The sequence below is a fragment of the Bacillus sp. AFS029637 genome (assembly GCF_002584985.1).
In the GTDB taxonomy this organism is placed as follows: Bacteria; Bacillota; Bacilli; order Bacillales; family Bacillaceae_G; genus Bacillus_A.
Window position 1 is genome coordinate 84,329 of sequence record NZ_NUPZ01000009.1, and the last position, 13,182, is coordinate 97,510.

The 13,182-nt window shown below is 31.1% G+C and carries 10 protein-coding genes; 8 read left to right on the forward strand and 2 right to left on the reverse strand.

Annotation, left to right across the window (positions count from 1 at the left end; genetic code table 11):
* Nucleotides 1-74: 74 nt before the first annotated feature.
* The 7 genes from COE49_RS02295 (at nt 75) to COE49_RS02325 (ending at nt 9,240) form a co-directional block, all read left to right on the forward strand.
* Nucleotides 75-842: a tyrosine-protein phosphatase gene (locus COE49_RS02295; protein WP_088232005.1), complete on the forward strand. Its 768-nt coding sequence runs from the start codon at nt 75-77 to the stop codon at nt 840-842.
* A 482-nt stretch (nt 843-1,324) separates the two neighbouring features.
* Nucleotides 1,325-1,975: a sugar transferase gene (locus COE49_RS02300; RefSeq protein ID WP_088232006.1), complete on the forward strand. Its 651-nt coding sequence runs from the start codon at nt 1,325-1,327 to the stop codon at nt 1,973-1,975.
* 86 nt (nt 1,976-2,061) lie between these two features.
* A complete protein-coding gene (locus COE49_RS02305; protein ID WP_088232007.1) occupies nt 2,062-3,282 on the forward strand; it encodes a glycosyltransferase family 4 protein in 1,221 nt (406 codons plus the stop codon).
* A 79-nt stretch (nt 3,283-3,361) separates the two neighbouring features.
* A complete protein-coding gene (locus tag COE49_RS02310) occupies nt 3,362-4,714 on the forward strand; it encodes a nucleotide sugar dehydrogenase (RefSeq protein ID WP_088232008.1) in 1,353 nt (450 codons plus the stop codon).
* A gap of 83 nt (nt 4,715-4,797) precedes the next feature.
* Nucleotides 4,798-6,081, forward strand: coding sequence for a nucleotide sugar dehydrogenase (locus COE49_RS02315; RefSeq protein WP_088232009.1), 1,284 nt, complete (start codon nt 4,798-4,800; stop codon nt 6,079-6,081).
* A 216-nt stretch (nt 6,082-6,297) separates the two neighbouring features.
* Nucleotides 6,298-7,614, forward strand: coding sequence for a hypothetical protein (locus COE49_RS02320; protein WP_088232010.1), 1,317 nt, complete (start codon nt 6,298-6,300; stop codon nt 7,612-7,614).
* Between the two features lie 132 nt (nt 7,615-7,746).
* On the forward strand, nt 7,747-9,240 hold the full coding sequence (locus COE49_RS02325) for a right-handed parallel beta-helix repeat-containing protein (protein WP_088232011.1): 1,494 nt from the start codon (nt 7,747-7,749) through the stop codon (nt 9,238-9,240).
* Nucleotides 9,241-9,332: 92 nt separating this feature from the next.
* Here the strand turns inward: COE49_RS02325 and COE49_RS02330 are convergent, their stop codons facing one another.
* Both COE49_RS02330 and COE49_RS02335 read right to left on the reverse strand, forming a co-directional pair.
* A complete protein-coding gene (locus tag COE49_RS02330) occupies nt 9,333-10,439 on the reverse strand; it encodes a glycosyltransferase family 4 protein (protein ID WP_088232012.1) in 1,107 nt (368 codons plus the stop codon).
* Nucleotides 10,436-11,695: a lipopolysaccharide biosynthesis protein gene (locus COE49_RS02335; RefSeq protein WP_088232013.1), complete on the reverse strand. Its 1,260-nt coding sequence runs from the start codon at nt 11,693-11,695 to the stop codon at nt 10,436-10,438. The genes COE49_RS02330 and COE49_RS02335 overlap by 4 nt, the downstream gene beginning before the upstream one ends.
* Nucleotides 11,696-12,055: 360 nt before the next feature.
* Between COE49_RS02335 and COE49_RS02340 the strand changes: the two genes are divergently transcribed.
* Nucleotides 12,056-13,182 (forward strand): Ig-like domain-containing protein (locus tag COE49_RS02340; RefSeq protein WP_255294736.1); only part of this gene is annotated, 1,127 nt, incomplete at its 3' end.

Sequence of the window (13,182 nt, forward strand, 5' to 3'; positions counted from 1 at the left end):
TCTCCTTTTTTCCCTTGAATATGANNTCATATTCAAGGGAAAAAAGATGATTATAGAAGAGGAGGATGAAATAAGTGATTGATTTACACTGTCACATTTTACCTAGCATCGATGACGGCGCACAAACGGTAACAGATAGTTTAGCGATGGCACAAAAGGCTGTTCAAGAAGGAATTCATACAATTGTCGCAACGCCACATCATCAAAATGGAAAATATGTAAATGAACGTGCTTCTATTATTCATCAAGTGAAACAATTAAATGATGAACTAAAGCAACATGATATTCCGCTCAAAATTTTACCAGGACAAGAGGTCAGGTTATATGGTGATTTATTAGAAGACTATGAGGCTGGTAAAATTGTTACTTTAAATGAAACAGATAAATACATATTCATTGAATTTCCATCTAATCATGTACCTCGTTATGCAGAACAACTATTATATGAACTACGTGTTAAAGGAATGATTCCAATTATCGTTCATCCGGAACGTAATGCGGAGTTAATCGAGCGACCAGATAAGTTATATAAACTTGTAAGTAAAGGTGCATTAACACAAGTAACGGCAGGTAGTCTCCTTGGAAAGTTCGGTAAAAAGATTAAAAAGTTTTCATTACAACTTGTTGAACATAATTTAGTGCATATGATTGCATCTGATGCACATAACACGACGTCAAGAGGATTTCATTTAGCGGAAAGCTATGAATTAATCGGAAAAGAATTCGGAATGAACGTTATGAGTGATTTAAAAGAAAATCCGTATTTATTAATTAGTGGAAAAGCAATTTATAAAGAAGATCCAGAACAAATTCGTCGTAAAAAAGTATTTGGTATTTTTTAATTTGGTAATAATGTCTATTATCTATTGAAGGGGGGCGCTTTTCTATGAATTAAAACTTAATTTATAAAAAAATTTGTGGATAATGTGATAGGGTATTTGTGTTTTTGCAGTAAAGCTTCTTGTAGTAACACAAAATTAGTGACTTATTTATAAATAGTTATTGTAATTTATTAATTTTACATATTAAACAACAAGCAAGCATAAATTGATCGTCTATTTGTGATTTTTTACAATATATAGGAGCTAAACATGGGAGAAGAGCTCAAGTTCTTTTTTGGGAATTTTAGGAGGGAACATTGATAGGCTAATTGCGTATTACCGAAATAAGAAATGGGAAAATTTAATATTAAACAAAAATTTTAGGTAAGTAAATATCTATTGGGTAAAAATAATGTTTATTTTTAAATATTTATGTTAGTTGAATTTTAAGCGATTAGATATAGAATGAATTTAAGATTGGATATGGGAGGTAAACATGGAAGATGAGTAAAGGTGCAATTGCTAAAGAGAATAATACTAATGATTTATCATTGGAAGTATATGAATCCACAAATATATATTATCGGGGAATTAAACGTGCCTTTGATATAGTACTTGCACTTATTGGTTCAGGGGTGATGTTTCCATTAGTATTTGTGGTGGCGATACTTATTATATTAGAATCACCCGGTTCACCTTTTTATTTTCAGGAAAGATTAGGGAAAGATGGTAAGAGGTTTAGAATCATCAAATTGCGTTCGATGAGGTTGGATGCTGAAAAAAATGGTGCACAATGGGCTAAAAAAAATGATCCTAGGATTACTAAAATAGGTATATTTATTCGAAGAACACGTATTGATGAATTACCTCAGTTCTTCAACATTTTAAAAGGGGACATGTCAGTTGTCGGTCCGAGGCCAGAAAGGCCAATGTTTACTGATAAATTTGAACGTGAAATACCAGGATTTAAAAAAAGGCTTTTGGTGAAACCTGGTGTTACAGGATGGGCACAAGTAAATGGTGGATATGATATTACACCAAAGGAAAAATTAAAATTGGATATTTACTATATAAATAATTCCAGTATTATTCTGGATTTGAAAATTATAATAAAAACAATCAAAGTAGTTCTTACTGGTGATGGAGCAAGATAAAAAGTTAGTATCAATAAATTAACTATATTAATTATTAGGATTAATATATAAATAATAAAGTAATCTTAGAAAAAGGTAGGTCAGTGATGAAAATATTGGTTGTCACACAATATTATTTTCCAGAAATCGGTGCAGCTTCTAAACGGTTAACAGAGTTATCAAGATTATGGAAAAAACAAGGTCATGAGGTACATGTATTTACTGCAATCCCTAATTATCCTCAAGGGAGAATTTATGCGGGATATGAAGAAAACAAAAGTTTTGTTGAAGAAATAGAAGGAATTACAGTTTTTAGGAATAGTGTAGATTTAGGAGGAGTGGGATCTAAATTTAGTAGAATTAAGTCATATCTAACATTTATAATAAATAGTTATAAAAACATAAAAAATCTTCCTAATGATTATGATGTAGTTATTACAAGCACAGGTCCGGTTTTTTTAGGTTTCATGGGACAATATATTTCAAAAAGAAAAAAAACACCTAACATTTTAGAGTTTCGTGATATTACTTTTAAAAGTTTGAAAGCGACACAATATACGAACGATATCATTATAAATTTAATAAAAAAATTAGAATTATATTTTTGTAAAAAAGCAAAACATATAATTACAGTGACAGAAACATATAAAAATATTCTAGTGGACAATGGAATAGAAGTCGAAAAAGTCTCTACTATTCCTAATGGTTACTTATTTAATGAGTCATCTGACGAAAATTTCAATACAAATTCTATAGCTTCAATTCTTGAGACAATAAATAATGAGCGAAAAAAGGGAAAAAAGATAATTGGCTACTTTGGTACGTTAGGTGTTTCACAAAAAGTAGAAGAAGTCGTAGAGCAGTTTTCAAAATCAAATAAGTACTCTGTTTTAATTATTGGGAACGGGGCGAGAGAGAAAAAGATTACCGAATTGGCGAAAAATAGTAGTAGTATACATGTCTTTGAATCAATCTCTTCTAAGGAAGTTCAATACTTATATAGTCAGGTAGATTTCAATTTAATCAAAATTTTGAATGATCCAGCTTTTAGTGGTACGATTCCATCTAAATTATTTGAGGTTATCGGAAATAAGGGGGTACCACTTTACATAGGCCCTAAGGGTGATGCTCAAGAGATTATTTGTTCAATTAATGATTATTTATATTATGAAGATATAAATTCGATGTTTCACTTTTTAGAGAAGTCATCGTTAGAGGAATTAGATAATGAACAATTAAAGCGGAGAGGTAAAGAGATATTGTTGTCTATGTATGACAGGGAAAAGCACGCTGAGAAGTATTTAGAAGTAATGAAACGAGTGAAATAGTAGATTTGATTTTACATATTATATTTAATTAATGTCGAACTTCAATAGTAATATTAAATTTTAAGGAGGATTCAAAGTAATGAATAATATGTTTGATATATTAAGAAAAAAAATTGAAGAAAAAAAAGCAAAAGTAGGGGTTATTGGATTAGGATATGTTGGATTGCCGTTGTCAATAGAGTTAGCTCAATCTGGATTCCAAGTTGTAGGTATAGATATAAATAGCGAAAAGGTTAATAAGCTTAAGAATGGGGAGTCTTATATAATTGATATTCCTTCTTCGGCAGTGAATAGTGTCCTAAATAAGAATTGTTTCTCTCCTAGTACAAATTTTGAAAACATTAAAGATTTAGATGTAGTTAGTATTTGTGTTCCAACACCACTAACTAGGTCGCAGAATCCAGATATGTCATATATTATGTCAGCAGTAGAGAAAATCAAAAAAAATATGCATAAAGGCCTTTTGATAATTTTAGAAAGTACTACATATCCGGGAACAACTGAAGAACTTATTGAAAGGGAATTAGAGTTGGAAGGATATAAAGTGGGAGTAGATTACTTTCTATGTTTTTCACCAGAACGGGTAGATCCAGGTAATAAAAAATACAATACCAAAAACACACCTAAAGTTTTGGGGGGGACAACAAAAGCTTGTACAGAATTAGGTGCTTTATTGTATGGAGAAGTTATCGATACGATTATCCAAGTTTCATCTCCGAAAGTAGCTGAAATGAGTAAATTATTAGAGAACACATTTAGAAGTATGAACATTGCTTTTATCAATGAGATGGCTATGTTATGTGAAAAATTGGGGATTGATATTTGGGAAACAATTGATGCAGCTGCTACAAAACCATTTGGATATATGAAATTTACACCAGGACCGGGTATTGGAGGACATTGTATTCCGTTAGACCCTATGTACTTATCTTGGAAAGCTAAAGAAGCCAATTTTTTTAGTAGATTCATAGAGTTAGCGCAAGAAACAAATAAAAAAATGCCAGAGCATATTTTGACGAAAGTTGCTTTAGCATTAAATGAGCATGGAAAGTCGATAAGGGGTGCTAAGATTTTAATGTTGGGTATGACATATAAACCAGATATCGATGATTTAAGAGAATCACCTGCATTAGAGATATATGAATTGCTAAGAGAAAATGGAGGAATCGTTCAATACAACGATCCATTTGCAAAATCATTTAAAGATTATTATGGGGAAGTAGTAGAGTCTATCGAATTAGAAGGCGCACGATTGGATCACTATGATTGTGTAGTGTTAACTACAAATCATAGTGTATATGATCCGCACGAAATTTTGGAAAGTGCAAAACTTATTGTTGATACAAGAAATGCATTTAAAGAACATAGAAATCCTAGAGTTTTTACACTTGGAGTTTCCAATCATTCACACAAATCGGGAACAGTAATATAGGTAATATATTAATTAATATTTGCGGTTATTAAATAAGTGATAAAACATCTTAAATGAAAAATTTTATTAAAAGGAGAAGAAAGATGACTATTAGTACAGTTTGTGTAGTTGGATTGGGGTATATTGGATTGCCTACGGCGACAATGTTTGCCAATGCCGGTAAATCAGTCCGAGGGGTAGATATTAATTTTACAGCGGTAGATATGATTAATAATGGACAGGCACATATCAAAGAAAATGGTTTAGATGAGTTATTAAGAAGAGTTGTAGAGGAAGGAAAACTTAAGGCAGATACGACACCAGCACACGCAGATGTTTTTATTATTGCAGTACCAACGCCACATAATGAAGACTACACTGCAAATTTAGATGCGGTTGTAGCAGCAACTAAGGCGATATTACCGTATTTAAAGAAAGATAGTATAGTCATAGTTGAATCGACAATTCCGCCTCGAACTATTAATGATATAGTTGCACCTATTATTAATAACTCTAAGTGGAAAGTGGGAGAAGAGATATACTTAGCGCATTGTCCAGAACGTGTGTTGCCAGGGAAAATTCTTGATGAATTGGTAAATAACACGAGGATTGTTGGTGGCATAAATGAAATTTCAGCTACAAAAGCAGCGGAGGTATATCGTAGTTTTGTGAAAGCGCCGATATTAGAAACCACAGCATTAATTGCAGAAATGTCTAAATTAATGGAGAACACATATAGAGATGTTAATATAGCCTTAGCTAATGAACTTGTAAAAATCTCATCAGATTTAGAAATTGATGCACTAGAAGTTATTAAACTGGCAAACCATCATCCACGGGTTAATATTCATTCACCAGGACCGGGTGTTGGTGGACATTGTTTAGCAGTAGATCCATATTTTATTATTGAGAAATCACCTCAAAATGCAAAGTTAATTTCGGATGCAAGGCATATAAATAACTCCATGCCACAGTTTGTAATAGAATACGTTGAAAAATTGGTTGGAAAGCAGACTGATAAGATTGCGGTACTTGGCCTTACATATAAAGGAGATATTGATGATATTCGTGAGAGTCCAGCCTTATTAATTACACAATCCTTGATGGAAAAAGGGTATAATTTGAATATTCATGACCCTTATGTAAGGGAATCTCAAGTGCCTTTTAAAATGTTGAATTTCGAGGATGCAATTACAGATGTAGATTGTATACTGATATTAACTGATCATAGCGATTTTAAGAATCTAGATCAAGACTTGATACTTAAAAAGTGTAAGAAGCCAGTAATCTTGGATACCAAAAATTGTGCAAATATAAATAATTCTAATATAAAATACTACAATTTCGGTAACATATTCCAAGTTGAAGAGCGATTAGTATTAGTTTAAAATTTTTATTTATATAAAGTTTATTTTGAATAGATTCTCTTTTGGTATCATAAATATTATTTAAAGAGAATCTATCTTTGCATAATATTGTATCTCATTTTTGTCTTTANNTAAAGACAAAAATGAGATACTTAATAGTATAATTCTCTCAGGTATAATAATTATGAGGGAAAGGAATGGTACCCATATAAATAATAACTTGATGGAGAGGTAAAGATGTTTTATTTTCGAAAACCAATTGTACTTTTATTAGTCATATCTTATATTTTGGTTGTTAATATAGGGTATATATATTTTGTTTCCCCAGCATATTCTTATTTAGGATATACTTTTTCTGAACCGCATATTTTAGATGTTATGATTGCTACCTTATTAATTTTAATTGTAACAGCATTCAGCCCCATCGATGTGAAAATCCCTTCTGATTTTATATTTTGGTTTCTTTTTATAGTGTTATATGTCCCTAGTATGTATATCCCATTATATTCTATAATGTCAATTCAATCTGGGGATTTAACAATGTTTCCTATGCATTTAGTGATAACGATGGTGATGATGGGGTTAATTTGGATGCGGAAAATCCCACTTGTTAACATAAATACTAACAATGTTTCATATAAACATTTTTTAATTGTATTTTTTAGTATATTTTTAATTCTTTTTGTCATCATTGTGCGTAAATTTGGATTTCATATTCGTTTTGTACAATTGGATGAAGTATACGATTTGAGGTACTCGTACAGGGAAGCTAAAGATGTAATCTCTACGTATGCGATTACATGGTTTACTAAATGTATTGGTCCTACACTTATATCTTTAGGATTATTGAAAAAAAAGCCTCATTTTGTATTATTAGGATTCTTTAGTCAAATTATGATATATTCAATATCAGGTCATAAGAGTGTTCTGTTTTCTACAGCACTATTGTTTTTGATTTATTGTTGTTTATCAAAGAATGGAAAAAGCTTCAGTATTAAATTTTTGGGTGTATTTACAGGCGGATTATTATTATTTATTGTTATTGATCTTGCGAGATCTACTGATATTTTAACTTCTTTATTCCTAAGGCGTTTCATAGTTACACCAGGTTTGTTGTTAGGCATGTATTATGAATTCTTTTCGTTCAATCCTAAGGCGTTATATGCATATAGTTTATTTAAGGGGATTTTTGACGATCCATATTCTACTACGCCAGCATTTACAATAGGTTTAAATTACTTTGGTAAAGCAGAAGTTTCAGCAAATGCTAATTTATGGGCGGATGGTTTTGCGAATTTTGGAATACCTGGAGTTATAGGCGTCTCATTAGTATTAATGTTTATAGCCTATATATGTAATTGTCTCTCATTAAAGTTTAAAAATGTCTCTATAGTGTGTTTGATTACAGCGATGCCAATTTGGGCATTGACAGATACCTCGTTGTTGACAACCCTTCTAACACACGGGATGTTGTTGAATTTATTAATATTATATTTTTTACCGAAAGACCAACAGGAATATAATAGTAAACAAGGTGCGAAAATCCATAATTAAAATTGTGTTAATCGATTAAGGTGTTCTTTTCTTTTATAGAATGAACACCTTTTTATTTTACAGTTTCTTTTTTGAGGAGGGATTTAGGGGGAGCATTTATGCAGGGATATAATAAGATATGGAGGGAGTACTTTGAGAAAATCATCCATAATAGGTATAGTGGTTCTAATTTTAATCGGTATATTTGTTCTAATAGTGAGGTATGTCGGATTCAATTCTAAGAGTACATATGTTTCTATAAGTAATGTTGATACTAAGGAGTTGCAGCAAGTTATTTCTCAGAGTAGTTTTGGAGATACGGTTGTATTAAGGGGAAATCAAGTTATTTCTGATACAATTTTAATTGATAAATCGGATATTACAATAGATGGTTTACAAAAAGATGGTTCCCTCGCAAAGCTTAAAACTAATACAGCCATTCCTATCTTTACGATTAAGGAAGGGGTTTCATCTGTCACGATTAAAAATATAATTTTAGAAGGGAATTTAGAGCGCGAGAATCCTAAGGTATATACTAAAGAAATGGGAATAAATATTACAGGTAATACAAGTAATATTACACTAAGTAATTTGCAGTTAGATAATTTTAGTGGATATGGAGTATATGCGAATTTGACAAAAAATTTGAAGATAAATGCAACTAAAATAAAGAATTTTGGATACGCTGGAATTATGGGGTTTTCTGTTAGGAATGTAGAAATTACAAATTGTGCAATAGGAGGTGCACTATCTTATAATTTATCGAGTATAGGTAATCATAAGATAGCATATAATGTGGCGTTCGGTAGAAAATCGGACAATGATATTCATAAGTACCCACGGAGTAAAGATTGTATTGTAAAAAATTCTGTAATTATGGATAATGTTTTTTGGGAAGGATTAGATACCCATGGAGGAGAAAATATACAATTTATTAATAATACAATTAAAAATGTAAAAGTTCCTATAGCGGCGGTACCAAGTGAAGTGAATGGCGAGGATAAGTATGCACCCAAAGATATAAAAATTAGTAATAACGTAATTGAAACCCCTAGCAATGAGTTAAGTAATAGTGTAAATAGAGGAATAATTTTGAGTGGAACGATGAAAAAAAGTAGTGATCCGGACTCAAAAAAGGAGTACGCAACAGGTGTTATTCGAAATAATATCATATCTGGATATGGACGTAGGGATGCATATAGTCAAGGTAAATTATTAGCCACTGGTTCTATTTTTTTGCAATCGACTAAAGGCGCCAGGGTTTCGGAAAATGAAATATTTCAATCGTATTATTATGGGATTCTTGCTTATTATGATAATAAAGATTTTAAGTTTGAACATAATAAAATTTCGGGATTACATGTCAAAGAAGAAGTTGTGTTAAATGAGAAAAGATATCCTTATCCAGCCGGTATAGGGATTTTATCTAGTAAGAATACCGGTCAAATAAATCAAAATGATATTAGAGGGAATCTTGAGGATCCTATATTGGAAATGAGAGGGATTGATATTTTGTCTAAAATAGATATCAATGTAATTGCAACAGGCAATATGTTCGATAAATATATTAAGATACCTTATAATCAGATGGAATATGATAAGGATGAAAAGAAATATCATAGTAATCCCTCTTATAAAGGAAGGTAGAATTTTTTAATAAAGATATTACGAAATTATGATATTGAAAAATTGAACCACCTGTCCATGAAAGGTATAAGGATAGGTGGTTCAATTTTTATTTATAGTTTGCTGTATAATTCTATCAATTTTTTTTCTTCTTGTTCCCAATTATATTTTTCTTCTACCGATGCGCGTCCGTTTTCAGACATTTCTGTCAATGTATTAGGATTATTTAAAAGGAAAATTAATTTTTCTTTTAAATCTTCGGCGTCAAATGGATCTGTAGTTAAACCAGCTTGGGTATCATTTGTTAAATCTGAATAGAGCGCAAAATTAGAGGTTATGTATGGCGTTCGTAATGCCATATATTCAAAAACCTTAGTTGGATAAGATTCAAGATAGTTTCCAATTGGATGAAGTATAGCCAAGCCTATCTTGGATTGTCTTACAATTTTATAAGCATCTTCAGCATTCAATCTTCCTAAAAAAGAAACATTTTCTTTAATGTTTGTATCTTCACATAATTTCTCTAATTTAACTTGATATTGTTGATTAATGGGACCAATACACTTGAAATGAAAGTCTTGTCCTTCTTGTTTTAATTTAGCTAGTGATTGAATAGTCGTTTCAATTCCTCTTTCTTTTGATACCCCACCTAAATATACAATAGAATTTTTATCTTTCCCCTCAGAGACATCTGGAATAATGTCAAGGTTTGGGAAGTTCTGTACAGTAATTTTGCTTTTATGATAAAGATACAGCTGTTCATAAGACTTTTCCGCAAGTACTAGATGGAACTTACTAATAAAAAGACGTTCTATAAGCCTATAAGTTAAAGAAGCAAAGCGTTTTAGAGGTACCCATTCTTTATTTAGAATCTGTTTAGAAACATTTTCATGGATATCATAGATAACTGTTTTGCCATGTAGTTTTAAAAGATATCCAGCAAAAATCAATTCAGGATCATGAAAATGATAAATATCTGCATCAACTTGTAAGGCCTTTTTATATACTTGCCATGTAGTTTTGAAGATTCTTGATAGTCTATTTTTAGGCTTTTGTATAGGAAGTATATTTATTTTGTTTTTAATAAAGGGATTTGTTTCATCCATTGGTGCAATTAAAGTTACATCATAGCCATGTTTGACTAAAGATTGTGAAATGCGATAAAAAATTCTAGTGTCAAAAGCGTAGTGTACAGAAGTTAAAATTGCTATTTGCTTCATTGTGTATCGCTCCTAATATCTTGTTTTAAGGCATAGTATATTATGATAAGTAGTAGTAAATAAAAAAGTCCCATGCCAATCGAATAGATTTTTAAAGTTATTGAAATGGATAGAGAGAACTGATGTACGCTAAGGAATAATAGAAATATAAAAGCAACCCTTGAAAGATCCCAGAGTAATTGTAAAAATTGCTTCCCAATTAGATTCAAAGTCTGGGATACTGGAAATGCAATGATATAAAATAAATACATAAAAGATAGGATGGCTACATATGAGCCGGATGTCCGCCAATTAGCTCCAAAGATAAATTGGAAGATATCTTCTCCTAAAAAAAACAATATAGACGCTGTAAAAGTCCCTATAATACTTAGATATAGAACAATCTTTCTAAATATATGAAAGGGGTTTTCTTTGTTTGAAAATACACTCATATAAACTTGCGATACTGATTGTCCAATTAATAGGATTGGTGTTCCGACAATTCTATGACCAAAAGAAAAATACCCACCAGTAGTACTATCGAATAATAAAGTGAACAGGGCCGGTGAAAGATAAATCCCGGCTACATTTAATAAAGAACTCCAAGTGGTTATTAAAGGATAATTTTTATATTTTTTAATAGTACTTAAGAGAGTCGTCTTTGTTATATTCTGTTTTAGGTTACTAAATGAGACTTGTTTTATAAATCGTTGAAACATTAAAAAAGAACCGGAACTTTTACCGATAGTATCTCCAAGTATAAGACCATTAAATTTCAGGTTAAAAATCCCCATTATTATAGTAGAAATAGTTAATGTAGTACTTTGAGATAATTTTGTTCTAGTAATAAGACTAAAATTAGATTGGCGTATATGCCAGTTGATAATTATTTGATATAGGCCTATAAAAAATAAGCTAATAGGAAATATATAATAAATTTTTGAAAAGTGGAACATTTTTCTTAAATTGGAACTTAGACCGTCAAATATGACGATAATAAATGTCATTGAGATACAAAACGCCATAAGGATAAAGATTGAAACAACGACAAGATGGATAGATTCTCGCTCATCTTTTGCGATAGGTATAGCCATTTCATACCTTAGAGAACAAAGTACTAGTAAAAAAGATATAATGGAGGTATATAAGTTTAATACTCCAAAATCTTCTGGGGTATAAAGCCTTGTTAGAATTGGAGAGGATAAAAAAACTATTAATTGCCCTAAAGCAGTACCGGACATTAGAATTAAAATTTTTTTCAGAAAAACATTTTGCAAAATAATTTCATCACCTTTATATTACTTTATCAATATTAAAATTAGTTGGGGAATCTATAAGTAATATAGATAAGTTTATTATATATATTTTCCTTTTATATTCCAAGATAATTTTATGAAATTATCCCTATATTATCCCTATATTATCCTATTACCCTGTATGAAATTTCCTTTATATCAATAGTTGAAATATCAAGAATTTCGCAAAAATATCAAAACTTTTCCGGTATAATTTTTATGGTTTTTTCACAAAAAAGATTGAATCTTCCAATACATATATACATTTACAAATATACTGTTTATTGGATAGAATGTTTTTATAAGGCTTATTTATAGAGAGAATTTAGGGAGGATTTTAGTATGAAGAAAAAAGGGTTAAAAAAGCACGTGGCTAGTTTAGTAACTATTACTACACTTGCTTCTGTTGGAGTTAATGGAATGGTTGTAAGTGCTGCAGAAGAAAATCTAAAGTTAAAACAGGAACAGGTTACTCCGAAAGAGGATAAATTGATTCCAGCAGAAGAAAACCAAAAGCTAAACCAGGAACAGCTTACTCCAAAAGAGGATGAATTAATTCCAGCAGAAGAAAACCAAAAGCTAAACCAGGAACAGGTTACTCCAAGAGAGGATGAATTAATTCCAGCAGAAGAAAACCAAAAGCTAAACCAGGAACAGGTTACTCCGAAAGAGGATGAATTGATTCCGGCAGAGGGGAATTCAACACAAGCAGTCCAAAATGGTAGTCAACGTGGAGTAACTAATGTTTCAGTTATTGGATGGTCCAAGTTAAATGCACAGCTTTCTACTTCACAGCAAGTTGATTTAACATATACGCTAAAATATGTAGTGAAGATAGCGTTACTAGGTAAGGACACTACATATTTTACTTTTGATTCAAAGGTGGTCCCTTATATAGATAAAGTGCAATATAAAAAGAAAGGCCTACTTTCAAGCTCATGGGTTGATATGGAATTAAATAATAATGTGGCGAGTGTATCAACAACAAGTTTATTAAACTTAGATTTATTAGGATTACTCCCTGTCGATGTAGATGTAAGATTGATTTTAAAAAATGGGTTGAAGAATGGAACCTATGAATTTGATACGATGCAAAAAGCGGATAATTTAATTGATGCAGCAATTATTGAAAATTCACAAGCTCATGCGACTTTGAAAGTTGGAACGGGAGATGATATTCCTCCTAATAAACCGATTGTTAATAACGTTACAGATCAAGATACAAAAGTAACAGGAACAGGAGAAGCAGGATCCAAAGTAACAGTAGCAGTTGGTGATCAGAAATATGAAGGAAAAGTAGATGGCAATGGAAACTTTACAGTAGATATTCCAAAACAAAAGCCAGGAACAGAAATAAAGGTAACATTAACGGATGATTCAGATAACGTAAGTGAGCCTTCGATTATAATGGTTAAAGATATGACAGCGCCAGAAACTCCAGTTGTAAAAGAAGTAACAGATGAAAGTAC